At 69.2% G+C, this 26586-nt stretch carries 25 protein-coding genes, 1 pseudogene and 1 riboswitch; of the genes and pseudogenes, 12 read left to right on the top strand and 14 right to left on the bottom strand.

Annotation, left to right across the window (positions count from 1 at the left end; genetic code table 11):
- The 4 genes and pseudogenes from TW83_RS03275 to TW83_RS03260 form a co-directional block, all read right to left on the bottom strand.
- Positions 1 to 340 (bottom strand): annotated as a pseudogene (locus TW83_RS03275) (glycosyltransferase family 1 protein); the annotation flags it as partial.
- Entirely contained in the window at positions 337 to 1281 is a 945-nt protein-coding gene (locus tag TW83_RS03270) for a lysylphosphatidylglycerol synthase transmembrane domain-containing protein (RefSeq protein ID WP_045981324.1), read from the bottom strand. The pseudogene TW83_RS03275 and the gene TW83_RS03270, both read right to left, overlap by 4 nt.
- Entirely contained in the window at positions 1278 to 2855 is a 1578-nt protein-coding gene (locus tag TW83_RS03265) for a sulfatase (protein WP_045981323.1), read from the bottom strand. Before TW83_RS03265 ends, TW83_RS03270 begins: the two co-directional genes overlap by 4 nt.
- The gene (locus tag TW83_RS03260) at positions 2852 to 3595 is read right to left on the bottom strand and encodes a CDP-alcohol phosphatidyltransferase family protein (RefSeq protein WP_239441273.1); all 744 of its coding nucleotides are present in this window, start codon (positions 3593 to 3595) and stop codon (positions 2852 to 2854) included. Before TW83_RS03260 ends, TW83_RS03265 begins: the two co-directional genes overlap by 4 nt.
- A 102-nt stretch (positions 3596 to 3697) precedes the next feature.
- On the opposite strand from TW83_RS03260, the gene TW83_RS03255 reads away from it, so the two are divergent.
- The 7 genes from TW83_RS03255 (at position 3698) to TW83_RS03225 (ending at position 12858) form a co-directional block, all read left to right on the top strand.
- Positions 3698 to 4246: a cytochrome b gene (locus TW83_RS03255; protein WP_045981322.1), complete on the top strand. Its 549-nt coding sequence runs from the start codon at positions 3698 to 3700 to the stop codon at positions 4244 to 4246.
- A gap of 163 nt (positions 4247 to 4409) precedes the next feature.
- Positions 4410 to 7475, top strand: coding sequence for a response regulator (locus TW83_RS03250; protein ID WP_239441272.1), 3066 nt, complete (start codon positions 4410 to 4412; stop codon positions 7473 to 7475).
- On the top strand, positions 7472 to 8335 hold the full coding sequence (locus TW83_RS03245) for a CheR family methyltransferase (protein ID WP_045981320.1): 864 nt from the start codon (positions 7472 to 7474) through the stop codon (positions 8333 to 8335). Before TW83_RS03250 ends, TW83_RS03245 begins: the two co-directional genes overlap by 4 nt.
- Positions 8325 to 10154 carry a response regulator gene (locus TW83_RS03240; RefSeq protein ID WP_045981319.1) on the top strand — a complete coding sequence of 610 codons (1830 nt, stop codon included), beginning with the start codon at positions 8325 to 8327 and terminating at the stop codon, positions 10152 to 10154. The genes TW83_RS03245 and TW83_RS03240 overlap by 11 nt, the downstream gene beginning before the upstream one ends.
- 195 nt (positions 10155 to 10349) lie before the next feature.
- Positions 10350 to 11390 (top strand): methionine ABC transporter ATP-binding protein, encoded by a 1041-nt coding sequence (locus TW83_RS03235; RefSeq protein ID WP_045981318.1) that lies wholly within the window; start codon positions 10350 to 10352, stop codon positions 11388 to 11390.
- Positions 11380 to 12054 (top strand): methionine ABC transporter permease, encoded by a 675-nt coding sequence (locus tag TW83_RS03230; protein WP_045981317.1) that lies wholly within the window; start codon positions 11380 to 11382, stop codon positions 12052 to 12054. The genes TW83_RS03235 and TW83_RS03230 overlap by 11 nt, the downstream gene beginning before the upstream one ends.
- Before the next feature lie 30 nt (positions 12055 to 12084).
- Positions 12085 to 12858, top strand: a complete 774-nt coding sequence (locus TW83_RS03225; RefSeq protein WP_045981316.1) for a MetQ/NlpA family ABC transporter substrate-binding protein — start codon at positions 12085 to 12087, stop codon at positions 12856 to 12858.
- On the opposite strand, the gene TW83_RS03220 is transcribed toward TW83_RS03225, so the two are convergent.
- From TW83_RS03220 to thiD, 10 genes are read right to left on the bottom strand one after another with little or no spacing between them, the layout of a single operon-like run.
- Positions 12845 to 13612 (bottom strand): ABC transporter permease, encoded by a 768-nt coding sequence (locus tag TW83_RS03220; protein WP_045981315.1) that lies wholly within the window; start codon positions 13610 to 13612, stop codon positions 12845 to 12847. The genes TW83_RS03225 and TW83_RS03220 overlap by 14 nt on opposite strands.
- Entirely contained in the window at positions 13600 to 14295 is a 696-nt protein-coding gene (locus TW83_RS03215) for an ATP-binding cassette domain-containing protein (RefSeq protein WP_052714602.1), read from the bottom strand. The genes TW83_RS03220 and TW83_RS03215 overlap by 13 nt, the downstream gene beginning before the upstream one ends.
- Positions 14292 to 14969 (bottom strand): TenA family protein, encoded by a 678-nt coding sequence (locus TW83_RS03210; RefSeq protein ID WP_045981314.1) that lies wholly within the window; start codon positions 14967 to 14969, stop codon positions 14292 to 14294. Before TW83_RS03210 ends, TW83_RS03215 begins: the two co-directional genes overlap by 4 nt.
- Positions 14966 to 15898, bottom strand: a complete 933-nt coding sequence (locus TW83_RS03205; RefSeq protein WP_045981313.1) for an ABC transporter substrate-binding protein — start codon at positions 15896 to 15898, stop codon at positions 14966 to 14968. The genes TW83_RS03210 and TW83_RS03205 overlap by 4 nt, the downstream gene beginning before the upstream one ends.
- Positions 15895 to 16866, bottom strand: a complete 972-nt coding sequence (locus TW83_RS03200; RefSeq protein ID WP_045981312.1) for a HesA/MoeB/ThiF family protein — start codon at positions 16864 to 16866, stop codon at positions 15895 to 15897. The genes TW83_RS03205 and TW83_RS03200 overlap by 4 nt, the downstream gene beginning before the upstream one ends.
- Positions 16863 to 17459: a thiamine phosphate synthase gene (locus tag TW83_RS03195; protein ID WP_045981311.1), complete on the bottom strand. Its 597-nt coding sequence runs from the start codon at positions 17457 to 17459 to the stop codon at positions 16863 to 16865. Before TW83_RS03195 ends, TW83_RS03200 begins: the two co-directional genes overlap by 4 nt.
- Positions 17456 to 18217: a thiazole synthase gene (locus TW83_RS03190; RefSeq protein WP_045981310.1), complete on the bottom strand. Its 762-nt coding sequence runs from the start codon at positions 18215 to 18217 to the stop codon at positions 17456 to 17458. The genes TW83_RS03195 and TW83_RS03190 overlap by 4 nt, the downstream gene beginning before the upstream one ends.
- Positions 18218 to 18220: 3 nt before the next feature.
- Positions 18221 to 18418, bottom strand: coding sequence for a sulfur carrier protein ThiS (gene thiS, locus TW83_RS03185; RefSeq protein ID WP_045981309.1), 198 nt, complete (start codon positions 18416 to 18418; stop codon positions 18221 to 18223).
- The gene (locus tag TW83_RS03180; RefSeq protein WP_045981308.1) at positions 18408 to 19367 is read right to left on the bottom strand and encodes an FAD-dependent oxidoreductase; all 960 of its coding nucleotides are present in this window, start codon (positions 19365 to 19367) and stop codon (positions 18408 to 18410) included. The genes thiS and TW83_RS03180 overlap by 11 nt, the downstream gene beginning before the upstream one ends.
- Entirely contained in the window at positions 19360 to 20175 is an 816-nt protein-coding gene (thiD, locus tag TW83_RS03175) for a bifunctional hydroxymethylpyrimidine kinase/phosphomethylpyrimidine kinase (protein ID WP_045981307.1), read from the bottom strand. Before thiD ends, TW83_RS03180 begins: the two co-directional genes overlap by 8 nt.
- A gap of 58 nt (positions 20176 to 20233) precedes the next feature.
- A riboswitch (TPP riboswitch) is annotated at positions 20234 to 20336 on the bottom strand.
- Between the two features lie 94 nt (positions 20337 to 20430).
- On the opposite strand from thiD, the gene TW83_RS03170 reads away from it, so the two are divergent.
- The 5 genes from TW83_RS03170 to TW83_RS03150 all read left to right on the top strand — a co-directional run bounded on the left by TW83_RS03170 (position 20431) and on the right by TW83_RS03150 (position 26566).
- On the top strand, positions 20431 to 20907 hold the full coding sequence (locus TW83_RS03170) for an acyl-CoA thioesterase (protein WP_045981306.1): 477 nt from the start codon (positions 20431 to 20433) through the stop codon (positions 20905 to 20907).
- 147 nt (positions 20908 to 21054) lie between these two features.
- A complete protein-coding gene (locus tag TW83_RS03165) occupies positions 21055 to 22962 on the top strand; it encodes a DEAD/DEAH box helicase (protein ID WP_084697231.1) in 1908 nt (635 codons plus the stop codon).
- A gap of 222 nt (positions 22963 to 23184) precedes the next feature.
- Positions 23185 to 24288, top strand: a complete 1104-nt coding sequence (locus tag TW83_RS03160) for an ABC transporter ATP-binding protein (RefSeq protein WP_045981305.1) — start codon at positions 23185 to 23187, stop codon at positions 24286 to 24288.
- A 25-nt stretch (positions 24289 to 24313) separates the two neighbouring features.
- A complete protein-coding gene (locus tag TW83_RS03155; protein WP_045981304.1) occupies positions 24314 to 25384 on the top strand; it encodes an ABC transporter substrate-binding protein in 1071 nt (356 codons plus the stop codon).
- Positions 25385 to 25489: 105 nt separating this feature from the next.
- Positions 25490 to 26566 carry an ABC transporter substrate-binding protein gene (locus TW83_RS03150; RefSeq protein WP_139598157.1) on the top strand — a complete coding sequence of 359 codons (1077 nt, stop codon included), beginning with the start codon at positions 25490 to 25492 and terminating at the stop codon, positions 26564 to 26566.
- Positions 26567 to 26586: the final 20 nt, after the last annotated feature.

The raw sequence follows: 26586 nt of genomic DNA, 5'->3' as shown, positions 1-26586 counted from the left end.
CGGCCAGATCGGCGGGCAGGGCGCTTTCCTGGGCCAGGGGATGATGGATCATCGCCACGATGGGCGCGCGGATCGCGGCCACCCCCTGCGGGTCCAGCGCGCCAAAGGCCAGCCCGTCGATGATCACCGGCCGATCCGCGGGCAGCGCCTGCAGCGCGTCCAGCGCCTGGCGCATGTCGCTGTCGGACGGGGTTGGAAAGCTGTCGGGCAGGGCCAGGACATCGACATGCCGGCCCTGGTCGCGCAGCCCCCGCACCATCCGGTGGTCGTAGATGTAGCCGCCGGTCAGGGTGGTGATGTCGCCCGGCAGGGCAAAGGTCAGGGTCTTTGGGTCGGTCACGGGTCTGCCTGTATGGCTGCGGGGGCGGGACGGTTGACGCGGCGCTGCGCCAGCAGGACCAGCAGCCCCGGCAGGGTGCTGGCCAGAAACATCAGGCCGAAGGCCAGACTGGCGGCAAGCCCCGCCTGCGCGGTGGCGCCGATCAGGGGGAACAGCCCGGCGGCCGCACCCTCGCGCAGACCCCACCCGCTGACGGTCAGCGGCAGGATCATGGTCAGCAGGATCAGCGGCACAAGAACGGCGGTCTCGAGCGGGGACATCATCGTGCCGGTGGCCGCGGCGCAGAAGGCAAAGGCCGCAAGGTTGGCCCCGGTGATCGCCAGGTTCAGCGCCACCTGACGCGGCAGGGCGCCCGGCGCCAGCAGCGTGACGCGCAACGCGCCCCGCAGATCGCGTGCGGCGGTGCCTGCGCGCCCAGGCAGCTGTCCAGCACCGCCGATGGCCAGCATCGCGATCAGCGCGACGCTCAGCAACGCGCCGATCAGGCCCATGACCCAGGACGGCAGTGTCAGCCCGCCCGGCATCAGCGTCACGGTCAGCGCGCCCGCCGCCAGCACCAGGAACAGCGCGACCTGGCCCGCCAGGCGCTCGATCGCGACGGCGGCACCGGCGCGGCGCAGGCCAGCCTGATGACGCGCACGGACCGCGCGGCCGGCATCGCCCACTACACCGCCGGGCAGCGACTGGTTGACGACCTGCGCCAGGTAATATTCTCCGATGGCCCGGGTCAGGGGGATGGTCTGGCCAAGCTGCCGCGCCGTCAGCCGCCAGCGCATTGCCGACAGCACCGTCTGTGCCGTCAGGGCCAGCGCGGCGGCCGTCAGCCCCAGCGGATCGGCACGAACAAGCAGGTGCAGCGCCTGCCGGCCGTCCAGGCCGAACCACAGAAGTGCCATCACCGCCAAGGCGACCAGGATTTGAAGACTGCGTGTCACGTTCATGCAGGAGGCACGTCCAGGGACCCGGAAAAGTTGCGCATGAAGCGGTCACGAAGTGCTTCCATCGGCATCGCCGGGCTGCCCGGTTCCGGGACCAGCCCCCGCGTCAGGCCCCAACCGTCGGTCCGCGCGACCAGATCGGGCGGGCCGATGACGTGGATCGGAACCTCTCGGCGGTCGTCCAGGCCGATGGTGGTGGCGGCCTGGTGATCGCCGACCAGGATTATCAGGGGCGCGTCCTCTTCTTGCCGCGCGGCATAGTCCAGCACCGCCTGCAGCGTATAGTCGATCGTGTCCCGATACTGGGCCCGCACCCGGTCGCGGTCGCGCCAGACGACGTTCGGCGGATCGCCCGCTTGCGCCATTGCGTCGAATTCGGTGCCGTCGCCCAGATCCTCCCAGGGCAGCATTTCGGGGACCGGGGTCCAGGGCGCGTGGGACGAGATCAGGGCGATCTGGGCGAACAGGCGGCGCGGGTCGCTGCCGTCGCGCAACAGGCGGTCGGTGGCGGCCAGCGTGAACTGATCAGGCATGGTGACCCAGTTGAACGGCTGCCCGCGATAGCCCAGGTCGGGCGCGGCCAGGATCCGCTGGAAGCCCATCGTCGACGCCTCGGGCCAGGGACGAACGATGGCGGGCATCACGGCCGCAGTGCGGAACCCGGCATCGGCGGCGTGGTGGAACAGCGTGCGGCGCCCGCTGGCGATGGCCGCCTGATAGCGCGTCTGGTCATTGACCCACAGCCCGTTGGCCAGCGTCGCATGCGCCAGCCAGCTTTGTCCGCCATGCGTCGGCGACGTCAGGAACCCCGATGCCATGGCCAATCCGCGATCCTGCAGCACCTGTTGTCCATGGCGCAGCCGGGGCAGGTGCGTGTCGGCAAAGAAGGGCGTGTCAAAGCTGGTGCGGCCATAGCTTTCCAGAAAGATCACCAGAACGTCGCGGTCGATCAGCGCCAGCGGATCCTGCAGCCCGGCCAGCGTGTCCTGGCGCGCCTGTTCGTTGAACTGGCGCAGCTCTGTCACGGTGCGTGCCGACAGCTGCGCGCGGTCGATGGCGTAGGCGGCCGTGGGGGGCGGCGTTAACGCCAGCAGCGCGATCCCCGCGACAGAGGCCGCCAGTCCGGCGATCCGCATCCAAGCGGCGCGCGGGCCCTGGCGCATCAGCACGCCCATCGCCCACCATGTGCCCGCAACGATAAGCAACGTGGCCAGAAGCGCGGCCAGAACCGCACCCGCCGCCTGCCAGGGGCCCAGGCTGCCGGCGATCAGCCGGACGGATGCATCGATCAGGGGCAGGTCCGCAACCGGGTTGAACCTGCGGCCCAGGCTTTCCAGCATTGCCAGGTCCGCGACCTTCAGCACGGTGACCAGCGTCAGGGCCAGGGTCGCCGCCACGCGCAGCAGCCGCCCCGCGACCGTCCGGCCCGCGGCCAGCGCCAGCAGGATCAGCACCGCCAGTTCCGGCGCCGGGCGTGCCAGCGCGGCCCAGGCTAGCTGATCGGGATGCGCGGGCAGCGCCAGCAGGACGTGCAGCAGCAGGATGGCGGCAAGGACCGACAAGGGCCGGGGGGTCACCGATGGCCCCGCAACCACAGCACGTCGCGGCCAAAGGACCAGATCAGCGCCGCTGCCGCGATCCGCGCCAGGGTGATCGCCAGATCGTCCGACAGGACCGGCACCTGAAGCGCGATCAGCGTCGCAAGCTGCAGCACGCAGACGGCCTTGCGGGCATAGCTGACCGGCAGCGGCGCCATGATCCACGGCCAGACCAGCCCCGCCCCGATGAATAGATAGCGTATGACGCCAAGGGCCAGGATCTCTGGTCCGACGGGGCTGCCGGCCAGGGCGTGCAGCGCCAGGATCAGGGCCAGCGCGGCGTCGACCTCCATATCGAAGCGGGCGCCGAAATCGGAACACAGCCCGCTGCGCCGCGCCAGCCAGCCATCCACCCCGTCCAGCGTCAGTGATATGGTCGCGATCGCCGCCACTGCCCAGCCCGCCGCGACCCCGCCGACCAGGGGCGCGATCAACGCCGTCGTCAGCGCCATCCGCATCAGCGTCACCGCGTTGCACGACCCCAGCCTGGCATGCGGATAATGCCTGCGCATCGCAACGCAGACCAGCGCGGCCCCCGCCAGATAGACGACGCCCGCGACCAGGGCACCCGTGCCCTGGCCCAGGACCATCACGCCGATGCCCAGGTTCAGGGCCAGCCCCGCGGGAATGGCCAGGATCAACCCCTCGGGCAGGCGGCGGCCTGCGGCGGGGGCCGGTCTGACGGTGGGATCGGCAAGGTCAGGGCGGGAAATCTGCATCGGGTGAACATATGACAGGGGCATGACGCGTCAAGCTGACTTCTGAACAGGCTTGCCTCAGCACGATACCGGGCTATCCTGTCGCGACAGGAGGGCTGCGCCATGGATCATCGACCCGCAGGCTATGGCACTACGGCGCGGATGCTGCACTGGCTGGTCGCGGCGCTGATCCTGGCGATGATCCCCGTGGGTCTGCTGATGGTGCAGGACGGGCTGGACCGCGGCCTGGGCGACGCGCTGTACCTGTTTCACAAGAACGTGGGCAGCCTGCTGATCGTCATCATCGCGCTGCGGCTGGTCTGGCGGCTGACGCATCCGCCCGCGCCGCTGCCCGCGACCATGTCAGACTGGCAGCAGCGGGTGGCGGGGTTGTCTCATCTGGCGCTGTACGGGCTGATGATCGTGATGCCGCTGTCGGGTTACGTCCGCGTGCGCGCGGGCGGCTTTCCGATCGAGGGGCTGGATGCGCTTGGAATGCCGACGCTGGTCCCCCGGTCAAAGCCCCTGGCCGACGCCGCCAGCAGCCTGCACGAACTGGCGGCCTGGGCGCTGATGGCGGTGTTGGCCCTGCATGTCGGCGCGGCGCTGCACCATGCGCTGATCCGGCGCGACGGGGTCTGGGCACGGATGTGGCCGCCGCGGGCGCGCTGAGCCCTCGACAGGACCGTCCGGTTTGGATATGGCCATGCGGCGCGAATGACGGGGACCGTCGGGTCGCACCGGATTATCAAATATTGATCACAGGCGGTTGAACGAAAGGTCCTGTCGCGGCGTTCGACGGTGACGTCGAAAATGCCGCCGACCAGGAGAGATCGTGACCAAGACCCAAGACCTGACGATTCTGGTCGTCATCGCAGCGGCCCTTGCCGGCGTGTTTACCCTCGATCTGATGGTGCCGTTGGGGACGGCGGTCTGGCTGATCTATATCCTGCCGTTGAGCCTTGCGGTCTTCGCGCGTTGGCCCGCTCTGCCGGTCGCCACGGCCGTGCTGGTCTGCGTGGCGATGGCGCTGGCGTTCCAGAAGGACAACACCGGCATCGATCCGACCGTGGCGGCCGTGAACCGCGGCTTGGCCGGGATCGTGTATCTGTGCCTGGGATTTCTGGGGCGAAGGCTGATCGTCACCCGCGGCAAGCTGCTGGACACCGACTGGATCACCGGCACCCAGGTCGCGGTGTCCCGTGCCGTGCAAGGCGACCTGACCGCGGAAAAGCTGGCCCGCCAGGTCCTGCAGGTGCTGGCCGACCGGATCGGCGCGCGGGCCGCCGTCGCCTATGCCCGTAATGGACATGGCCACCTGCGGCTGGCGCAATGGGGCACCGACGGTGACGCCCTGGCGGAACGCGTGGCGGATGACGAAGGCCATCTGGGCCGCGCCGTCACCGAAGGTCGCATCCTGCAGATGTCCCTGGCGCCGGACCAGGCGCTGGGCTGGGCGACGGGACTGGCGCGGGGGCGCACGGCGCATGCGCTGATCGTGCCGATGCGGGACGGGCAGCTGATCAACGGCGTGCTGGAGTTCGGGCTGGATGCCGCCCCGCCGCCTCGCGTGATCGACCTGTTCGAGCGTATCGGAGACAAGCTGGGCATTGGGCTGCGGTCCGCCCAGTACCGCCAGCAGCTGCAGGAGTTGCTGGAGGAGACCCGCCGTCAGGCCGAGGAGCTGCGCGCCCATACCGAGGAGCTTGCGGCGTCCAACGAGGAGCTGGAGGAGCAGACCCGCGCCCTGCAGGACAGCCAGCGCCGGTTGGAGGCTCAGCAATCAGAGCTGGAAGAACAGAACGCCCAGCTTGAAAGCCAGACCCAGGAACTGGAGGAACAGCGCGATGCGCTGGCCCGGTCGCGCCGGATGCTGGAGGATCAGGCGCAGGAGCTGGCGCAGGAGAGCCGCTACAAGTCCGAATTCGTCGCCAACATGTCGCACGAGCTGCGCACGCCGCTGAACGCGTTGCTGATCATGTCGCGGCTGCTGTCGGACAACCGCGGCCGCAACCTGTCCGAGGAGCAGGTCCGCTGGGCCGAAACGATCGAGGCATCGGGCAAGGATCTGCTGGCGCTGATCAACGACATCCTGGACCTGTCCAAGATCGAATCCGGCAAGATGGACGTGTCGCGCGACACGGTCGAGCCGCAGGCGCTGGCCGACAAGCTGGTGCGCGCCTTCGAGGCGCAGGCCCGCGACAAGGGGCTGACCCTGTCGGCGCAGGTCGATCCCAAGGTCGCGGCGTTCTCCTCCGACCGGCAGCGTCTGGAACAGGTGCTGCGGAACTTCATCTCGAACGCGCTGAAATTCACCGAACGGGGGCAGGTGGTGCTGCATATTTCCCCGGCGGCGCAGGGGATCGCGCTGTCGGTGCAGGACAGCGGCATCGGCATCGACGCGAGCCAACAGGAGACCGTGTTCGAGGCGTTCCGGCAAGCGGACGGCACGATCTCCCGCCGCTTTGGCGGAACGGGGCTGGGCCTGTCGATCTGCCGCGAATTGGCCGATCTGCTGGGCGGGCGCATCACGCTGACCAGCGCGCCCGGCAAGGGCAGCACCTTCACGCTGATCCTGCCCGCGGCCCCGGCGCTGCAATCGCCGGCACCTGCGCGGCGGTCCTTGCCCGCGCCCACGATGCCCGAACCCGCGCCGATGATGCTGGACGCCCTGCCGGGGGTCGAGGACGACCGCGCGGACATCGGTGCCGGCGACCGGGTGATGCTGGTGGTCGAGGACGATCCGGCATTCGCCCGCATCCTGTACGGTCTGGCGCAGGAGCTGGGCTTCCGCTGCGTCTGCGTGGGCAGGGCGGATGACGCGGTGCGTGCGGCGCGCCATTTCCTGCCGCAGGCGATCGTGATGGATGTGGGCCTGCCCGACCATTCGGGCCTGTCCGCGCTGGACCGGCTGAAGCGCGACACGACCACGCGCCATATCCCGGTGCACATGGTCTCGGCCGACGATTACACCAAGGAGGCGCTGGCCCAGGGCGCCATCAGCTATATGATGAAACCGGTGCGGCGCGACGATTTGGCCACGGCGATCCGCAACCTGGAGACCCGCCTGGAACAGCGCCTGCGCCGCGTGCTGATCGTCGAGGACGATCCCGCGCAGATGCTGGGGCTCAAAGCGCTGCTGACCAGCGACGGGGTCGAGACGGTGGGCGCCGGTACCGCCGCCGAGGCACTGCAGATCTGCCGCAGCCAGACGGTCGACTGTATCGTCCTGGACATGACGCTGCCGGATGCATCGGGGTTTGAGGTGCTGGAGCAGCTGGACGGGGACGGAACGGCGTCCTTTCCGCCGGTCATCGTCTATACTGCGCGCGCCCTGTCCGAGGCCGAGGAGCAGCGCCTGCGCCGCTATTCGAAATCGATCATCATCAAGGGCGCCAAGTCGCCTGAACGCCTGATCAACGAGGTCACGCTGTTCCTGCATCAGGTCGTCTCCGACCTGCCCCAGAAACAGCGCGACATGCTGGCCGCGTCGCTGAACCGCGATGCGCAGCTGGAGGGGCGCCGCATCCTGGTGGTCGAGGACGACATCCGCAACGTCTATGCCCTGACCGGCGTGTTCGAGCCGCATGGCGCGACCGTGCAGATTGCCCGGAACGGCCGCGAGGCGCTGGAGGCCCTGGGCCGCATCAACGACGGTGCCGCGCCCAAGATCGACCTGGTGCTGATGGACGTGATGATGCCCGAGATGGACGGCCTGACCGCCACGCGCGAGATTCGCAAGATCGACCGCTGGAAGGGCTTGCCCATCATCATGCTGACCGCCAAGGCGATGGCCGAGGATCAGAACCAGTGCCTGGCGGCGGGGGCGAACGATTATCTGCCCAAGCCCCTGGATGTCGACAAGCTACTGTCGCTGACTCGGGTCTGGATGCCGCGATGAGCGTCGATCCCGTCCCCCTGCGCGCGGCCGACGCGATCGAGCTGGACCTGTTCCTGGAGGCGCTGAACCGGCGCCACCATTACGACTTCAGGTCCTATTCGCGCGCATCGCTGGCCCGTCGCGCCGAACTGGCGCGCGAAAGGCTTGGATGCGCGACCCTGTCCGAGGTGCAGGGCCGCCTGCTGCACGATCCCGCGGTTCTGCCCGACATCATCGACGCGATGACCGTGCAGGTCAGCGAGCTGTTTCGCGATCCGGCCTATTACCTGGCGCTGCGCCGCGAGGTGATCCCGCATCTGCGGACATTCCCCTCGCTCAAGGTCTGGGTGGCGGGCTGTGCCGATGGCGAGGAGCTGTATTCGCTGGCAATCCTGTTCCGCGAGGAGGGGCTGTTCGACCGCACGATGTTCTATGCGACCGAAATCAACCGCCGCGCCCTGGCCCGGGCCGAGGCCGGCATCTATGACATCGATCGCCTGCCGGTCTTCTCGCAGAACTATCAGCGGGCGGGGGGGCTGGGGTCGCTGTCGGATTACTATACCGCCGCCTATGGGCGCGCGGCCTTTGACCGGGGCCTGCGGTCGCGCACGGTGTTCACCGAGCACAACCTGGCCACCGACCAGGTCTTTTCCGAGGTCCAGCTGGTGTCGTGCCGGAACGTGCTGATCTATTTCGACGGGACGCTGCAGGACCGCGCCGTGGGCCTGTTCGCCGAGGCGCTGGCGCGGGGCGGCTTCCTTGGCCTCGGCTCTCACGAGACGTTGCGCTTTTCCACCCATGCCGCGTCCTTCGCGGCCTTTGCCGAACCGGACCGGATCTGGCGCCGGAATGCCGACCAGGAGACTGTTCATGCCCGATAGACCCATCCGTTTCCTGATCGTCGACGACATCGCGGAAAACATCATGGCCCTGGAGGCGCTGCTGCGGCGCGACGGGCTGGTGGTCGACACCGCGCGGTCCGCGACCGAGGCGCTGGAACTGATGCTGCAGCACGATTACGCGCTGGCCTTCCTGGACGTGCAGATGCCCGGCACCGACGGCTATGAGCTGGCGGAACTGATGCGGTCCACCGAACGCACCCGCGGCGTGCCCATCATCTTTGTCACCGCCGCCGAGATGGACGAGGCCCGCCGGTTCCGCGGGTACGAGGCGGGGGCGGTCGACTATATCTTCAAGCCCATCGACCCGGTGGTGCTGAAATCCAAGGCCGAGGTGTTCTTCCGCATCGGCCGCCAGGCCAAGGACCTGCAGCGCCAGCGCGACGAGATGCAGGACATCGCGCTGCACCGCGACCGCGCGATGGCGCAGCTGAAGGCCCATGCCGACAATTCGCCGCTGGCCTTCGTCACGCTGGACCGGAACCTGTGCGTGCGCAGCTGGTCCAAGGGGGCCGAACGCATGTTCGGGCGGCCCGCGGGCGACATGCTGGGCATGACCGCCACCGCGGCGGGCTGGCTGGACGAACAGGGGGCCGCGCTGCTGACCGGCTGGCTGGACAGCCAGCAGGACGGCGTGCCGCGCTTCTCGGCCGAGATCAGCCTGGATCACGCCGATATCGGGCCGATCTGCTGCGAGGTCTATGGATCGGTCCTGTCCGAGGGTCTGAACCGCCAGTCGCTGTCGCTGCAGGTCCAGGACATCACCGAACGAAAGCAGTCCGAGGAGGTCCGCGCGCTGCTGATCGGAGAGCTGAACCACCGCATCAAGAACACCCTGGCAAACGTCCAGGCCATCGCCCGCCAAAGCCTGCGCCAATCCGGCAGCCTGCCTGAATTCGAGACCAGCTTTGGCGGGCGCCTGCAGGCGCTGGCCCGCGCCCATTCGATCCTGTCGGATGCGACCTGGGCCAGCGCACCGCTGGATCAGCTGATCGACGACCAGATCAGTTCGGGCACGCTGGACGGCGACCGGCTGCGCCGCGACGGCCCGCCGGTGGAACTGGCCCCCGACACCATGCTGCGCCTTGCGCTGACGCTGCACGAATTGGGCACGAATGCGGCGAAATACGGAGCGTTGTCGGTTCCGGGCGGGATCGTGCACATCGCTTGGCGCCTTGAGGGGCAGCGCCTAGTCCTGATTTGGCGCGAGACGGGCGGCCCGGCGGTCACCGCGCCGTCGCGCATGGGCTTCGGCATGACGCTGATCGGGGCGGCCGGGGGCGGCGATGCGGCCGCGGTCAGCGCCGACTGGAACCCCGACGGGGTCGTCTGGACCATCCGTCTGACCGACGGCGTGACCCGGCTGGCGGGCCAGGCCGCCGCCGCCGAGGCGCTGGTCGGCCAACCCGTCATCCGCGCATCGACGCTGGAGGGCGCGCGCGTCCTGCTGGTCGAGGACGAGCCGCTGGTCGCGCTGGACCTGCGCTATGAACTGGAGGATGCCGGGGCCACCGTCACCGGCGTCGCCCGCAGCGTCCCCGAGGCGATGGCCGCCGCCCGGAACGGGCCCATCGACCTGGCCCTGCTGGACGGCAACCTGAAGGGAGAGCCGGTGGACGAGGTCGCGGCCCTTTTCGACAGCCTGTCGGTGCCGTTCTGCTTCGTGTCGGGCTATGGCCGCGAGAACCTGCCGCAGGGGTTCGACCATGCGCCGCTGATCGAAAAGCCGTTCCGCCCCGACACGCTGCGCACGATCCTGACCGCGCTTCTGGCGCGCGGGGTGCCGGACGCCGCGGAATAAGGACGCCGTCCTGCCCGATGCGCGTCCCGACCGCTGCGGTCCGTGCGCATCGGCTGGGGCAGGGCCTGCGTTCCGGCAGGCTGCGCGGCGCGCGAACGGCCGTTCCGGGCGGGATCACGGTGCGGCTGTGGCACGGCTTGCGCCCGGCGGCCGTTTCGGGCAGGACCGCGCCCTGACTTTTGGCAAGCATGCAGGATGCAGATGACCGGCGCGGCGATAACCTTCGAAGGGCTGGGCAAGTCCTTTCCCAAGGCGGGCGGCCAGGTGACGGCGCTGGCCGACATCACCCTGTCGGTCCCTGAGGGCAGCATCACCGGCATCATCGGCCGGTCCGGCGCGGGCAAATCCACGTTGCTGCGCATGGTGAACGGGCTAGAGCGGCCGACGACGGGCCGCGTCACGGTCTCGGGCCGCGACGTGGGCACCGCCACCGGGTCCGCGCTGCGCGCGATCCGGCGCGATGTCGGCATGATCTTCCAGCACTTCAACCTGCTGGCCTCGCGCACGGTGCGGGGCAACATCGCCCTGCCGCTGGAGGTCGCGGGCACGCCGCGCGGCCAGATCCGCGCCCGCGTCGACCAGCTGATCGAGCAGGTGGGCTTGGGCACGCTGGCCGACCGCTATCCTGCGGAACTGTCAGGCGGGCAGAAGCAGCGCGTGGGCATCGCGCGCGCCCTGGCCACCGGCCCCAAGGTCCTCCTGTCGGACGAGGCGACCAGTGCGCTGGACCCAGAGACCACGCAGACCGTCCTGGACCTGCTGGCGCAGATCAACCGCGACCTGGGCGTCAGCGTCCTGCTGATCACGCATGAGATGGCCGTGCTGCGCGACATCGCCAGCCACATGGCGGTGATCGAGGCGGGGCGCATCGTCGAGGCCGGTCCGACCTACGACATCTTTGCCCGCCCCCAGCACCCGACCACCCGGCGCTTCCTGTCCGGTGTCACGGGCGCCACGCTGCCGGCCTTCGTCGCGGCGCGGCTGCAGACCGATCCGCCGGGCGACCAGGTGATCCGCGTGACCTTTGCCGGCACGCATGCGACCGACCCGATGCTGGCGCGGCTGGCGACCGATCTGGGCATCAGCGCCAACATCCTGGGCGGCACCATCGAGGAGATCGGCACGCGCCCCTTCGGCAACCTGCTGATCTCGGTCCCCCAGGACCGGGGCGATCAGGCCCGCGCCTTCCTTGAGCAACACGGTCTGACCACGGAGGTGCTGGGCCATGTCCGCTAACCTGATCCCGATCCTGTGGGACGCGACGCTGCAGACGCTCTACATGGTCGCCATCTCGGCCATTCTGGGGACGTTGGGCGGGCTGCCTCTGGGCGTGTTCCTGGCCTGCTCTCAGCGGGGGGAACTGCTGTCGGCGCCGTGGATCAACAAGGTGCTGGGGCTGGTGGTGAACGCCACGCGTTCGGTCCCGTTCATCATCCTGGTCGTGGCGATCATCCCCTTCACCCGCGCCGTGGTCGGCACGTCGATCGGCACGGACGCGGCCATCGTCCCGCTGACCCTGGCCGCCATCCCCTTCATCGCGCGGCTGGTGGAAAACGCCATCCGCGAGGTCGATGCCGGCCTTATCGAGGCCGCGCGCGCCATGGGTGCGACGCCGTTTCAGATCATCCGCAAGGTGCTGATCCCTGAGGCGCTGCCCGGCATCACCCTGGGCCTGACCCTGGCCGTGGTCAGCCTGATCGGCTATTCCGCGATGGTCGGCGCGGTCGGCGGGCAGGGGCTGGGCGATCTGGGCATCCGCTATGGATACCAGCGCTTCATGCCCGAGGTCATGGCTGCCGTCGTCGTCATCCTGATCGTGCTGGTGCAGCTGGTCCAGTCGCTTGGCGAATGGATCGCGGCCCGCGTCGACCGCCGCGCGCCCCGCAACCGCGGCGCCTGAATTTCCCGCAGACAAGAAAGGACGAATCCCATGCTGCGTCTGACAACCTTCGTATCCGCCATCGCCCTCTCCACCGCCGCCATGGCCGAAGACATCAAGGTCGGCGTGTCCCCCGGCGAACATGGCGAGATCATGGAGAAGGTGGCCGAGGTCGCCGAACCCCTGGGCCTGACCATCGAGGTCATCGAGTTCTCCGACTACGTCGTGCCGAACCAGGCGCTGGCGGATGGCGATCTGGACGCCAACAGCTTCCAGCACCGCCCCTATCTGGAGAACCAGATGAAGGACCGCGGCTTCGAGCTGGTCGAGGTCGGCACCACCATCACCACGCCGATGGGGATCTATTCCGACAAGGTCGAGGACATCGCCGACCTGCCCGAGGGCGCGCAGGTCGCGATCCCGAACGATCCGACCAATGGCGGCCGCGCGCTGCTGATCCTGCAGGATCTGGGCCTGATCACCCTGGCCGAGGGCACGGGCCTGGTCCCCAGCCCGCTGGATGTCAGCGACAACCCCAAGGGTCTGCAGTTCCTGGAGCTGGACGCGGCGCAGCTGCCCCGCGCGCTGGCCGATGCCGACATCGCGGTGATCAACACCAACTATGCGCTGGCCTCGGGCCTGTCCCCGCGCGAGGATGCCATCGCCATGGAAAAGGCCGACAGCCCCTATGTGAACATCCTGGTCGTCCAGCAGGGCCGCGAGGCAGAGCCTTGGGTCAAAACCATGGTCGAGGCCTATCAGTCGCCCGAGGTCAAGGCCTTCATCGACGAGAAATACGACGGGGCCGTCATCACCTCGTGGTGATCGCCGTAGTGATTGCTTGGGGCCGTCCTTCGGGGCGGCCCCTTTCCGTCAGACGCTGGACCGCGCCCGCCGCGGCGAACAGCGCCAGCCCCATCGCCGTCAGCACGGCCAGGGCCGCAAACATCAGGTCGGTCTGACCCCGCCCGTTCGCCATCAGCATCACATGGCCCAGGCCCCGGCTGGAGCCGACCCATTCGCCCACGATCACCGCCAGCGGCGCCTGCACCGCCGCCAGCCGCAGCCCCGACCCAAGCGCGGGCAGGGCGGCGGGCAGCTGGATCAGCGTCAAGCGCCGCAAAGGCCGCGCGCCCATCGACCGCGCCAGATCGTCCAGCGCGGCGGGCGGGCGCATCAGCGCGTCGAACAGCACCGATGCCACCGGGAAATAGACCACCAGCGCCACCATCACGACCTTGCTGGGCGCGCCGTAGCCCAGCCACAGCGTCAGGATCGGGGCCAGCGCAAAGACCGGCACCGCCTGCGCCGCGATCAGCATCGGTCGCAGCAGCCACCGCGCCGCGGGCGACAGCGCCAGATTGACCGCCGTCCCGACCCCAAGCGCCACCCCCAGGGCCAGCCCCGCCGTCAGATTGGCCAGCGTAAAACGCGCATTCACCGCCAGCATCGCGGCGTGATCCATCAATGCCTGCGCCACCCGCGCCGGTCCGGGCAGGATGAAGGGCGGCACGTTGCTGGCCCAGACCACGCCCTGCCAGACCGACAGCGCGACCAGGACGGCGATCAGGCCGCGCATGGCATCAGGCTGCGAAACAGCGCGGCTTGGGCCGCCAGAACCTGCGGGTCGTCCAGCGCGCGCGGCGTGGGCGTCGCGGGCAGGGCCAGCGGGCGGGTTCCCCGGGCATCCAGCAGGAAGGCCGCGTGGCAGAGGCGCGCGGCCTCCAGCGGGTCGTGGGTGATCAGGATGACGGTTAGCCCGGCCAGGTGCCGCGCCGCCAGATCCTGCATCTGCGCCCGCGTGGCGGCGTCCAGCGCCGAAAAGGGCTCGTCCAGAACGACGACCGGGCGATCCTCGATCAGGGTGCGGGCCAGGGCCACGCGCTGACGCTGGCCGCCCGACAGCTGGGCGGGGCGGCGCGCCTCCAGCCCTGCCAGACCCAGATCGGCCAGCAGGGCGCGGGCGCGGGCGCGGTCGGGCGCCTTCCCGCGTAGCCGCGCGCCGATGGTGGCATTGGCCAGCGCATCGGCCCAGGGCAGCAGCTGATCCTGCTGCCCCATCAGCGTGACCGGGCCCGCGACATCCGCCGCCCCGGCCAGACGCGCGGCCACGGGCAGGCCCGCCACGATCCGACCCAAGGTCGACTTGCCCACTCCCGACGGCCCCATCAGCGCCGTCCAGCGCCCCGGAGGACAGTCCAGCGCCAGATCCGGCAGCAGCACCCGCCCGTCCAGGATCAGATCGCCCGTGATGCGGATCATGTCCGGTCCAGCCCCATCTGCCAGAACCCGACCTCCAGCTGGGTGGCCTGGGTGAAATGGCGCGCCAGCGTCTGCGCGCGGGGCAGGGCGGGCCAGTCTGGGCCCAACCGCGCCTCCAGCGCCGCGTCGATCAGCGCGCCGACATCATGGCAGACGCGCTGATAATCCGCGCCGCCATAGGTCGCGGTCCATTCGCCATAGGGGCCGCCGCTGTCCGCATGCGCCAGCCCGATCTGGCCATAGCCGAAGACGCAAGGCGCCAGCGCCGCCAGCAGGTCCAGCATGTCACCCGCATAGCCTGTGGCCTGCACGAAGCGCGTATAGGCCATGTTCGCGGGCGATTCCGGGGTATCCTGCAGCATGCCTTCGGGGATGCCTTCGCGGCCGCAGATCGCGACATGCAGCGGCATCTCTCCGGTCAGCAGGCCGTGGGCGATGGAGGAGGCCAGCGCCATCTCCGACATCCGGTCCGACTTGGCAAAGACCAGCGCCCAGGATCGCGCGAAATGCAGCAGGAACACGTAATCCTGCCGCAGATAGTGCAGGAAGCTGTCGCGGGGCAGGCTGCCCGCCGCAAGCTGCCGCACGAAGGCATGGTCCACATAGGCGTTCCAGTGATGCCCCGCCGCGTCCCGCCACAGCGCGAAGGCGCGGCCATATTCGGGCGCGCTCATGGTGCGGTCACGTCGATGGCCAGATCGGACAGCGACTGCCCTCCCGGCGTGGCGCCCTGGTCGGCCAGGAACGCCTCGAACCGCAGATAGCGGCTCGCGTCCAGTGCCGCGGGGCGCCCGGCAAAGCGGGGCCAGGTGTCGGCCCACGCGGCCTCGTTCAGGGGGGTGCGCAGTTCGGCGGCGGTCTCCGCGAAGATCCGCCATGCCGCGTCGGGGTCGTTCTTGATGAAGGCCGTCGCGCGTTCCGTGGCCTCCAGAAAGGCCGCGATGGCGGCGCGATCCATGCGGGCGGGATCGGCCAGATAGATCAGCTCGTCATAGGCGGGGATGCCGTGATCCTCGGGGTTCAGGCAGCGGCCCTCGAACCCCTCCAGCCGCAGCTGGTTCAGCTCGAAGTTTCGGAAGGCGCCGATGACGCCGTCCACCTGTCCCGACATCAGCGCAGGCGCGATGGACCAGCCGATGTTGATCTGTTCGACATCGTCGGGGGCAAGCCCGCCATCGGTCAGCATGGCATCCAGCATCACCTCCTGCACGCCCGCCACGGCAAAGCCGACCTTGCGGCCGGACAGGTCGGCAGGGGTGGTGATACCGCTGTCGGCCAGCACGACCAGACAGGTCAGCGGCGTTTCCACCAACGTGCCGACGCGGGTCACCGGCAGGCCCTGGTGGCGCGACAGGTGCAGCTGCGGTTGATAGCTGACGGCCAGATCGACGCGCCCGGCGGCGACCATGCGCGGCGGATCGTTGGGGTCGGACGGGGCCACGGTCTGAACCGCCAGGCCGGCATCCGCGAAATAGCCCAGTTCCTGAGCCAGCACGATGGGCGCGTGGTCGGGGTTCACGAACCAGTCCAGCATCACCGTCAGGCGGGTTTCGGCATGGGCGGGCATGGCCAGCACGGCCAGCGCCAGGGTCAGCGTCTTCATGGGCGTCCTTTCAGGTCGTCATCGGTCAGGGCCAGCAGGGCGATGCGCCCCGGCCAGCGTGATTGCAGGATCCGGCCAGCATTGTGCGCGCGCAGGCCGGTGCGACAGGCCAGCACCACCCGCGCGGCAGGGCCGGGGTCCAGATGCGCGATGCGGTCGGGGGGCAGGTGGCGGGCGCCCGCGATGGGCGCAGCCTCGGTCCGCAGGTCGATCAGCAGGTCGCCGGGGTCGATCTGGGCGTGGGCAATGAAGGGCAGGGGGTCGGCGGGTTCGGGCGCGAAGTCGAAGCGGAACCCGCCCATCCGCCAGCCGCCTGCGTCCCAGGTGATCAGCCGCCCCAAGGGCCGCGGGTCCAGGCCCAGCAGCACCGCCAGCGCCATCTGCGCCTGCAGCGCGCCGATCATGCCGACGACGGGTCCCAGCACGCCCGCACTGGCACAGTTGGCGGCCTGCGCGGGCAGATCGGGAAAGATCGCGCGCAGGCTGGGCGCCCCGCCGCAGCAGCCCGCAGCATAGCCCGACAGGCCAAGCGCAGAGGCGGTGATCATCGGCCTGCCCGCCGCCATGCAGGCATCCGACAGCGTCAGGCTGACCGCAAAGCTGTCGGCGCAATCCAGCGTCACGTCGGCTGCCTGCACCAGATCGCCCGCGTTGGCCGGGTTCAGCCATTCCACACGTGGCACCACCTGACAGTCGGGGTTCAATACCGCCAATGCGGCCGCCGCGGCCTGGGCCTTGGGTCTGCCGACCTGGTCCATGCGATACAGGGGCTGGCGGTGCAGGTTCGTCTCCTCCACGCGGTCGGGATCGACCAGCGTGATCCGACCCACTCCCGCGGCGGCCAGGTATTGCAGCGCGGGGCAGCCCAGCCCGCCTGCGCCCACGACCAAAACGTGGGCCTGCGTCAGCCGATCCTGGCCCGCGGCGCCGATGCCCGGAAGCACCATCTGGCGTGCATAGCGGTTCATGCCGTCACCGCCAGCCAGTCGGCGATCCGCGCCTCGGGGTCGGGGTTCAGCGTGATGTCGGTCACGGCCGATACGATGTCCGCCCCCGCCGCCAGCGCCTGCGCACCGCGATCGGGGGTCAGCCCGCCGATCGCGACCAACGGAATGTCGCCCACCAGCGCCTTCCATTCGGTGACCCGGTCCAGCCCCTGTTCGTGCCAGCGCATCTTTTTCAGGATCGTGGGCCAGACGGGCCCAAGGGCCACGTAATCGGGGGCCAGCGCCAGCGTACGGTCCAGTTCCGCCCGGTCATGGGTCGAGACGCCAAGCCGCAGCCCGGCGCGGCGGATGGCGGGCAGGTCGGCGTCGTCCAGGTCCTCCTGCCCCAGGTGCAGCCAGTCGGCGCCCAGATCGATCGCCGCCTGCCAGTGGTCGTTGACGACCAGCGTCGCGCCGTGTGCGCGCGTCAGGCGCAGTCCGCGGTCAATCTGGTCGAGGACGTCGGCGGGGTCGCGGTCCTTCAGCCGCAGCTGGACCAGCCGGACGCCCAGGGGCAGAACGCGGTCCAGCCACGCGGCATCATCGAAGATCGGATAGAAGCGCGGCAGCGTCACAGCCAGGCCCTCCCGATCAGGGGGGTGGAGGGCGCACCCATGTCGCGCACCCCCATGGGATCGGCGTCGCGCGCCGAGGCGCCCGCCTGCACGGCCAACGCAAAGGCGCGGGCCATCGCGACCGGGTCGCCCGCCTGCGCCACCGCGCTGTTCAGAAGGACCGCGTCGAACCCCATCTCCATCGCCTCCGCCGCATGGCTGGGCAGGCCAAGGCCCGCGTCGATCACCATCGGCACATCGGGAAAAGCCGCGCGCAGCATGCGCAGCCCGTGGCGGTTGTTCAGCCCAAGGCCAGACCCGATGGGCGCGCCCCAGGGCATCAGCACCCGGCACCCCGCATCCAGCAGGCGGGCGGCCAGAACCTGATCCTCGGTCGTATAGGGGAACACCTGGAATCCCTCGGCGCAAAGCGTCGTCGCGGCCTCCAGCAGGCCGAAGGGGTCGGGCTGCAGAGTGTCGGCATGGCCGATCACCTCCAGCTTGATCCAGTCGGTCTCAAAGACTTCGCGCGCCATGCGGGCCGTGGTCACGGCCTCTCGCGCGCTGTGACAGCCGGCGGTGTTGGGCAGCACGCGCACGCCCATGTCTCGGATCAGCGACCAGAAGGCCTGGCCTTGGCCGGCCTCGCGGCGCAGCGACACGGTGGCCACGCCCGCACCGCTGGCGCGGAACGCCTCCTGCAGGATTGACGGGGACGGGTATTGGGCGGTGCCCAGCATCAGCGCGTTGGGCAGGGTGACGCCATAGAAATCACGCATCGCCTATCCTCCCTGCATGGGTGCCAGGACCTCCAGCCGGTCGCCGTCGCGCAGCGCCTGCGTCGGGCGGGACGCGGCGGGCAGGAAATCACCGTTCAGCGCCGTGGCCACGCGGGCCTCGCCCCAGCCCAGTTCGGACAGTGCGTCGGCCACGGTGGCGGCGGCGATGTCGCGGGGGGTTCCGTTGACCTCAATCCTCATGGACCAGTTCTCCCTTGGTTCCGGTGATCAGGTAATCGGCCGCCTGGCGCGCCAGCGCGGGGGCCATCAGGTATCCGTGACGGAACAGCCCGTTCAGGTGCAGCACCCGCCTTCGGACGGTCACGCGCGGGACGTTGTCGGGAAATGCCGGGCGCAGATCCGCGCCCATCTCGACGATGGCGCCCTCTGCGAAGCGGGGGTCCAGCGCATAGGCCGCCGACAGCAGTTCCAGCACCGACCGGGCGGTAGGACGCGCACGGGATGCGCTTTCGATCTGGGTCGCGCCCAGCATGAACAGGCCGCCCGCGCGGGGCACGATGTACAGCGGATGACGCGGATGCAGCAGGCGGACCGGCCGCGTCAGGGCGATGTCGGGCGCGTGCAGAACGACCATCTCGCCGCGCACGCCGCGGAGGTCGGGCAGGGCGGCCGACAGTCCGCGGGCATCGATCACCTGGCCTGAGACGTCGCCGGGCTCGGCGGTCGCGCATTCGATGCCGATGCCGCGCGCGGCCAGCCACGCGACCAGGTCCGCCAAGGCACGTCGGGGGTCCAGATGCGCCTCGGTTGGAAAGATCAGGCCGGGCCGGGGCTGCAGGTCTGGTTCCAGATCGGCGCTGTCGCAAGGATGATGCGCCGTGGCGCGGCGTGCATAGCGCGCCAGTTCCGCCCGGTCGCGGTCCAGGGCCAGGACCAGCGTGCCGCGCCGCGTGACGGGCGTAACGACTGACCAAGCATCGGCGGACTCTTCGCCAAGGCGGGTGATCACGGGGTCGGCGGTCACGCCCTCGCACTGCGGGGCCAGCATGCCGCCGGCCCACCATGAGCAGCCGTGTGGGCCAGGCGCGCCGTTGCGGTCCAGGATGCGCGGTGTCAGCCCGCGCTGCACCAGCACATGGGCCGCGAACAGCCCGGCCACGCCCGCGCCGATGATGGTGACATCAGCCATGCGACCAGACCGCATGGAAATGATGCACCGGCCCGTGCCCCGACCCCACGCACAGATCGTCCGCCGCCGCGATTGCGCGTTGCAGATAGCGGTGTGCGACCCCGACCGCCTGCTCCAGCGGCAGGCCGTGTGCCAGGCCGGCTGCGATGGCCGCCGACAGCGTGCAGCCGGTGCCATGCGTGTTGCGGGTGGACAGGCGTCGGGCGCTGAAGGGCGTCGCCCCCTGCGCGGTCACCAGAAGGTCGGTGCAGATCGCGCTGTCGCCATGCCCACCCTTCATCAGCACGGCCCCCGCGCCCATGGCGCGCAGCGCAGCACCCTGTTCGGCCATCTGGGCCGGGGTGGTGGCCGGGGCACAACCCAACAGGCAGGCGGCCTCGGGCAGGTTCGGGGTCAGCAGCGTCGCGCAGCCCGCCAGGGCACGCAGCGCGTCGATGGCATCGGGCGGTAGCAGGCGGTCGCCCGATTTCGCCACCATCACCGGGTCCAGCACGATGGGCAGGTCGCAGCCGTCCAGACACCCGGCCACCGTGGCGATGGCCTGGGCCCCGCCCAGCATGCCCAGCTTAACCGCCCGGACGTCCAGATCGTCCAGAACGGCACGCATCTGCCCTGCGATCATCGCGGGGCTGGCCGGTTCGACCAAGGCCACGGTGCGGGTGTTCTGCGCCGTCAGCGCGGTCACCACGCTGGCGCCATAGCAGCCAAGGGCCGAAAAGGTCTTTAGATCCGCCTGAATGCCGGCGCCGCCGCCCGAATCGGACCCGGCGATGGTCAGGGCAATGGGTGCTGTCACGTCGTCCCCCATATTGTGGCGGGTCGTGACCGGGCAAAGGGGTGGGGACACAGGGCGGGCCGATGGCCGCGCGGATATCTGCACCGTTCCCTCCGCCGGTATGACCCGGATCAGGTTCGATGGGTTGGCTGACGCCTCTCAGCCCCTGTGACGGGACACCCCAACGGTTTGCCCCCCAAGGCTAGGCGCGGCGGACGCGGGGCGCAAGGGGGGCTTTTCGCGCCCGCGCGATTGTCGCAGGATGGCGGGGCAGCGGACGGGGGACAGATGGACAGGCGCGGGCTGGAGATGACGGTGCTGATGTCGCTGGACATGGCGAATTTCAGCGGCAAGGTGCATGGCGGCGCGCTTTTGGCCTGTCTGGACCGGGTGGCCTATGCCTGCGCGTCGCGCTGGTCGGGAGAATATGCGGTGACCCTGTCCGTCGACCAGGTAACCTTCAAGGAGGCCATCCACGTAGGAGAGCTGGTGACCTTTCGCGCGCGGGTGAACCATACCGGCCGCACCTCGATGGAGGTCGGCATCCGGGTCGAGGCCGAGAACATCCGCCGCGGTACCCGCAGGCATACCAATTCGTGCTATTTCACCATGGTTGCGGTCGACGAACGCGGCCATCCTGTGCCGGTCCCCAAGCCCGAGCTTGAGGACGACATCGACCGCCAGCGCTGGCGGTCGGCCGAGGTCAGGCGCACCATGCGGCGCGAGATCGCGGCCCGCCAGGAGGCCGCGTCGAACACCCCCTGATTGGGCGTGGACTTTGCGATCCAAACCGCGTAGGGAACCGCCTTTGGCCCTGCTAGTCCGGGGCGGCGGGTGCAGGGTGGGCCGGTCGCAGCGACGATAGGTGCCGCTCATCGGGTCGCTCACGGCCCCCGCATTTTGGCGAATCACATGACTGAACTGAATTTCCCCGCGCCGCTTCAGGCGGCGTTGGCCGACAAGGGCTATGAGACGTTGACTGCCGTGCAGTCGGCGGTGCTGGCGCCCGAAGCCGCGGGCCGCGACGTGCTGGTCTCGGCCCAGACCGGGTCGGGCAAGACCGTGGCCTTTGGCCTGGCGATGGGCGCGGACCTTCTGGACGGCGACCGCATCATCGCGGGCGAGCTGCCGCTGGCCCTGGCCATCGCGCCCACGCGCGAACTGGCGCTGCAGGTCGCGCGCGAGCTGGAATGGCTTTATGCCGGGACCGGCGCGCAGATCGCGACCTGCGTCGGCGGTATGGACTATCGCAACGAAAAGCGCGCCCTGCAACTCGGCGCGCAGATCGTGGTCGGCACGCCTGGCCGCCTGCGCGACCATATCGACCGCGGCAGCCTGGACCTGTCGGACCTGCGCGCGGCCGTCCTGGACGAGGCCGACGAGATGCTGGACCTGGGCTTCCGCGAGGACTTGGAGTTCATCCTGGGCGCCGCCCCGGTCGAGCGCCGCACGCTGATGTTCTCGGCCACGGTGCCGTCGGCGATCGAGAAGCTGGCCCGTGATTTCCAGCGCGACGCCCTGCGCATCGCCGCCATGGGCGAGGCGCGCCAGCATGGCGACATCGCCTATCGCGCCTATACCGTGACCGCCCGCGACCGCGAGCCCGCGATCTTCAACCTGCTGCGCATCCACGAGGCGCAGACCGCCATCGTCTTCTGCAAGACGCGGGCCAACGTGAACCACCTGCTGGCGCGCATGTCGAACCGCGGCTTCAAATGCGTGGCCCTGTCGGGCGAGCTGTCCCAGCAGGAGCGGACCCACGCCCTGCAGGCGCTGCGTGACGGGCGCGCCCGCGTCTGCATCGCCACCGACGTGGCCGCGCGTGGCATCGACCTGCCGGGGCTGGAGCTGGTGATCCACGCGGACCTGCCGACCAACCCCGACACGATGCTGCACCGGTCGGGCCGCACCGGGCGCGCGGGCTCCAAGGGCGTGTCCGCGCTGATCGTGCCGTCGGCCGATTATCGTCGGGCACAGCGTCTGCTGCAGAACGCCAAGGTCTCGGCCGAATGGCTGGACGCGCCGACCGCGGACGAGGTGCGGGCGCGCGATGATCAGCGCATGCTGGACCATCCCGGCCTGCATGAACCCGTGGGCGACGACGCCGCCCTGGCCGCGCAGCTGCTGGAGCAGTTCAGCGCCGAACAGGTCGCCGCCGCCTTCCTGCGCCTGTGGCGCGAAGGCCGCCCCGCCGCCGAGGAACTGTCCGAGGCGCATGCGCCCCCCGCGCCGATGGCCCCCCGTGCGCAGCGCGAATTCGGCCCTTCGGTCTGGTTCACGCTGTCGGTCGGTCATTCCGGTCGGGCCGAGGCGCGCTGGCTGCTGCCCAAGGTCTGCGATGCGGGCGGGATCACCCGCGACAGCATCGGCGCGATCCGCGTCAAGCAGGACCTGTCCTATATCCAGATCGCGTCGGAAGTCGCCGCCAAGTTCGGCGATTTCATCGAGATCACCCCGGAGGTCACCATGCGCCGCATGGACGGCGCCCCCGACCTGGACGCGCCGATCGAGCGGGCGCCCCGCGCCCCGCGCACCGACAACCGTTCCGAGGGTCGCAAGCCCGCGCCGCGTGCCAAGCACGCCGCGTCGGACGAGGGTCACCACGCCCGCGTCAAGTCCGCCCGCGGCGGCTGGCTGCCCGATGATGCCCCCGCCGAACCGCGCGAGACCGGACCGCATGCGGCCGTGAAGTCGTGGAAGAAGAATTCGTCGGCCGACGCTGGCAAGGGCCCCAAGCCGGCCTGGGCCAAGTCCAGGCCCGCCGGCGACAAGGCGGGCGCCCCCAAGGCGCATCGCAAGGGACCCAAGCGGCCCGCCTGACCGGCAACTGCCCGCGGGGCCAAGCAACTGCCTGACAAACGGGCAGTGCGCCCTGCATGCTCTGCAATCCACATGGCCCTCGCGCCCGAAGCTCCCTTGCGGGGTTTCGGGCGCGACGCGTTCGGGGCATGGAATGTCGCAATTGATATTGCCAGTCGGGCAGGGCGACGCTTAACCTGATCCTTGCGCTGAATAACCAACGACATAACAGGGAGAGCGCTTTTGCTGGACGACCGCCACGGCGACGCATTCGTCGCCTTCGAGCATGTGCAAAAAAGCTATGATGGACAGACACTTGTCGTCAAAGACTTGAATCTGTCGATCGGACGGGGTGAATTTCTGACGATGCTGGGGCCCTCCGGTTCCGGCAAGACGACCTGCCTGATGATGCTGGCGGGCTTCGAGACCGCGACGAACGGAGAGATCCGTCTTGGCGGGCGTCCGATCAACCAGGTGCCACCGCACAAGCGCGGGATCGGCATGGTGTTCCAGAACTATGCGCTGTTTCCGCACATGACCGTCGGAGAGAACCTGTCCTTTCCGCTGGAGGTCCGCGGGATGGGCAAGGACGAACGCCAGACGCGCATCGCCCGCGCGCTGGACATGGTCCAGATGGGCAAGTTCGCGAACCGGCGTCCGGCGCAGCTGTCCGGCGGGCAGCAACAGCGGATCGCCCTGGCCCGCGCCTTGGTGTTCGACCCCGAACTGGTGCTGATGGACGAGCCGCTTGGCGCCTTGGACAAGCAGCTTCGGGAGCATATGCAGTTCGAGATCAAGCACCTGCACGAGAAACTTGGAATCACCGTCGTCTATGTGACCCATGACCAGGGCGAGGCCCTGACCATGTCGGACCGCATCGCGGTCTTCAACGACGGGCGCATCCAGCAGCTGGCCCCGCCGTCCGACCTCTACGAGCGCCCCGAGAACAGCTTCGTCGCAAGCTTTATCGGAGAGAACAACGCCCTGGCCGGCACGATCGAGCAGCTGGATGGAGACAAGGCGCTGGTGCGGCTGGACGGGGGCGGGGTGATCGACGCCACCGCCGTGAACATCCGCGAGAGGGGTCAGCGCACGACCGTGTCGATCCGCCCCGAACGGGTCGAGTTCAAGCCCGAGATGATGTCCCAGGGCGCCCACACGATCGAGGCGCAGGTGATGGAGGTCATCTATATGGGCGACATCCTGCGCGCCCGGCTGAAGGTCGCCGGCAGCGACAATTTCGTCATGAAGATGCGCAACACGATCGGCCAGACCCGTCTGGACCCCGGCCAGGTCATCCGCATCGGCTGGCATCCCCAGGATGCCCGCGCGCTGGACCCGATCTGATCCCTTTTTCCAACCGGAGACTTCGATGAAGCGTTTTCTTGCACTCAGCACCGCGATGGGCCTGGTCGCCGGGCCGGCCCTGGCCGATGTGAACCTGCTGTCCTGGGGCGGCGCCTATGGCAACAGCCACCTGGAGGCCTATGCCAAGCCGTTCACGGCGGAAACGGGCATCAACGTTGTCATGTCGGACGCCGACAACCCCGCGACCCCGATCAAGGCGCAGGTCGAGGCAGGCAATGTCAGCGTCGACGTCGCGTCGGTCGAATATGCCGATGCGGTACGCCTGTGCGACGAGGGCGCGCTGGAGATGATCGACCCCGCCATCCTGCTGCCGGCCGAGGACGGGACGGCCGCGGCCGACGACTTCATCGACGGCGCGGTGACCGAATGCTTCGTGGCGACCGACGTCTATTCGATGGTCCTGGCGTTCAACGAGACCGCGTTCCCGGAGGCCAAGCCCGCGACCCCTGCCGATTTCTTCGATCTGGAAGCGTTTCCGGGCAAGCGGACCATGCGCAAGGGCGCCAAGTTCAATCTTGAGCTGGCGCTAATGGCCGATGGCGTGCCCGCCGCTGAGGTCTATGACGTGCTGTCCACCCCGGAGGGCGTGGACCGCGCTTTTGCCAAGCTGGACACGATCAAGTCCGAGGTGATCTGGTGGGAGGCAGGCGCCCAGCCCCCGCAGCTGCTTGCCGATGGCGAGGTCAGCATGGCCTATGCCTTCAACGGCCGCATCTTCAACGCGGCGCAGGCCGACGGCCAGCCCTTCGAGATCATCTGGGACGCCCAGATCTATGAGATGGAGGGCTGGGTCGTGCCGAAGGGGGCGCCAAACCTGGAGCAGGCGATGGAATTCGTGGCCTGGACCACCGCGCCCGCGCCCCAGGCCCGCGCCGCCGAATTCATCAGCTATGGTCCGCCGCGCCGGTCCGCCGCCGCGATGGTCGGCAACATCGAGGGCACCGAGGAGCCGATGGGTCCGAACCTGCCCACCTTCGATGCGAACATGGCCGGGGCGCTGGCATCGGACCTGGATTTCTGGGTCGACCGCGACGCCGAGCTGATCGAGCGTTTCAACAGCTGGCTGGCCAGCTGATCCAGTTCGGACCGGGAGGGTTCGTCCCGCCCGGTCCGCGCCCCGACGACGGGGCCAATGACAACGGGCGAAAATGCCCGAGACCAACCAACCGGGAGAACCAACGTGAAATCCACCCTGATCCTTTCGACCGCCCTGTGCGGCGTGGCCTTCGGCGCGATGGCGCAAGAGGTCAACGTCGTGTCCTGGGGCGGCGCCTACGAGGTCAGCCAGGTCGAGGCCTATAACAAGCCCTTCACCGCTGAGACCGGCATCACCGTCAACATGATCGCCGCCGACAACCCCGCGACGCCGCTGCGCGCGCAGGTCGAGGCCGGCAACGTCACGGGCGATGTCTTCGACGTCGAGGTCAGCGACGCGATCCGCCTGTGCGACGAGGGTGCGCTGGTCGAGATCGACCCCGCCGACCTGCCCAGTGCGCCCGACGGCACCGCTGCGGCAGATGATTTCGTGCCCGGCGCGCTGCAGGATTGCGCGGTCGCCAACATCGTCTGGGGCACGGTCATCTCGTTCAACACGACCAAGTTCGAGGGAGAGACCCCCAGCACGGCGGCCGATTTCTTCGACACCGAGACCTTCCCGGGCAAGCGCGGCCTGCCCAAGAACCCCAAGCGCACCCTGTATCTGGCGCTGATCGCCGACGGCGTGCCCGCGGCCGAGGTCTATGACGTGCTGTCCACCCCCGAGGGCGTGGACCGCGCCTTTGCCAAGCTGGACACGATCAAGGCCGACACCGTCTGGTGGGAGGCCGGCGCCCAGCCCGTGCAGCTGCTGGCTGACGGAGAGGTCAGCATGACCACCGTCTATAACGGTCGCGCCTTTGACGCGATGGTAGCCGAAAAGCAGCCCTTCGAGATCATCTGGGACGGCCAGTACCTGGACATGGACATGTTCGTGATCCCGGTCGATGCGCCCAACCCGGACGCGGCGATGGAGTACCTGAAATTCGCGACCGACACGCAGCGTCTGGCCGATCAGGCGAAATACATCGCCTATGGCCCGGCGCGGAAATCGTCGAACGAACTGGTCGGGCTGTACCAGGACGGCGTGACCGAGATGGCGCCGCACATGCCGACCAGCCCAGAGGCGCTGGCCAATGCGGTGACGGACGATCCGGAATTCTGGGCCGACCATTCCGCGGAACTGACCGAACGCTTCAACAGCTGGCTGGCCGCGTCCTGAACTGACACCCTGCCGCCCCC

This window comes from Paracoccus sp. S4493, assembly GCF_000967735.1.
Classification (GTDB): domain Bacteria; phylum Pseudomonadota; class Alphaproteobacteria; order Rhodobacterales; family Rhodobacteraceae; genus Paracoccus; species Paracoccus marcusii.
Note: the sequence above shows the minus strand (reverse complement) of the source record. Positions and strands in the feature narration are given on the sequence as shown.

What these genes read in the sequence shown, in the direction of transcription:
- TW83_RS03270 (WP_045981324.1), bottom strand. Translation starts at nt 1,281, where the DNA reads ATGAACGTGACACGCAGTCTTCAAATCCTGGTCGCCTTGGCGGTGATG.
- TW83_RS03260 (WP_239441273.1), bottom strand. Translation starts at nt 3,595, where the DNA reads ATGCAGATTTCCCGCCCTGACCTTGCCGATCCCACCGTCAGACCGGCC.
- TW83_RS03255 (WP_045981322.1), top strand. Translation starts at nt 3,698, where the DNA reads ATGGATCATCGACCCGCAGGCTATGGCACTACGGCGCGGATGCTGCAC.
- TW83_RS03245 (WP_045981320.1), top strand. Translation starts at nt 7,472, where the DNA reads ATGAGCGTCGATCCCGTCCCCCTGCGCGCGGCCGACGCGATCGAGCTG.
- TW83_RS03240 (WP_045981319.1), top strand. Translation starts at nt 8,325, where the DNA reads ATGCCCGATAGACCCATCCGTTTCCTGATCGTCGACGACATCGCGGAA.
- TW83_RS03235 (WP_045981318.1), top strand. Translation starts at nt 10,350, where the DNA reads ATGCAGATGACCGGCGCGGCGATAACCTTCGAAGGGCTGGGCAAGTCC.
- TW83_RS03230 (WP_045981317.1), top strand. Translation starts at nt 11,380, where the DNA reads ATGTCCGCTAACCTGATCCCGATCCTGTGGGACGCGACGCTGCAGACG.
- TW83_RS03225 (WP_045981316.1), top strand. Translation starts at nt 12,085, where the DNA reads ATGCTGCGTCTGACAACCTTCGTATCCGCCATCGCCCTCTCCACCGCC.
- TW83_RS03220 (WP_045981315.1), bottom strand. Translation starts at nt 13,612, where the DNA reads ATGCGCGGCCTGATCGCCGTCCTGGTCGCGCTGTCGGTCTGGCAGGGC.
- TW83_RS03215 (WP_052714602.1), bottom strand. Translation starts at nt 14,295, where the DNA reads ATGATCCGCATCACGGGCGATCTGATCCTGGACGGGCGGGTGCTGCTG.
- TW83_RS03210 (WP_045981314.1), bottom strand. Translation starts at nt 14,969, where the DNA reads ATGAGCGCGCCCGAATATGGCCGCGCCTTCGCGCTGTGGCGGGACGCG.
- TW83_RS03205 (WP_045981313.1), bottom strand. Translation starts at nt 15,898, where the DNA reads ATGAAGACGCTGACCCTGGCGCTGGCCGTGCTGGCCATGCCCGCCCAT.
- TW83_RS03200 (WP_045981312.1), bottom strand. Translation starts at nt 16,866, where the DNA reads ATGAACCGCTATGCACGCCAGATGGTGCTTCCGGGCATCGGCGCCGCG.
- TW83_RS03190 (WP_045981310.1), bottom strand. Translation starts at nt 18,217, where the DNA reads ATGCGTGATTTCTATGGCGTCACCCTGCCCAACGCGCTGATGCTGGGC.
- thiS (WP_045981309.1), bottom strand. Translation starts at nt 18,418, where the DNA reads ATGAGGATTGAGGTCAACGGAACCCCCCGCGACATCGCCGCCGCCACC.
- TW83_RS03180 (WP_045981308.1), bottom strand. Translation starts at nt 19,367, where the DNA reads ATGGCTGATGTCACCATCATCGGCGCGGGCGTGGCCGGGCTGTTCGCG.
- thiD (WP_045981307.1), bottom strand. Translation starts at nt 20,175, where the DNA reads ATGGGGGACGACGTGACAGCACCCATTGCCCTGACCATCGCCGGGTCC.
- TW83_RS03170 (WP_045981306.1), top strand. Translation starts at nt 20,431, where the DNA reads ATGGACAGGCGCGGGCTGGAGATGACGGTGCTGATGTCGCTGGACATG.
- TW83_RS03165 (WP_084697231.1), top strand. Translation starts at nt 21,055, where the DNA reads ATGACTGAACTGAATTTCCCCGCGCCGCTTCAGGCGGCGTTGGCCGAC.
- TW83_RS03155 (WP_045981304.1), top strand. Translation starts at nt 24,314, where the DNA reads ATGAAGCGTTTTCTTGCACTCAGCACCGCGATGGGCCTGGTCGCCGGG.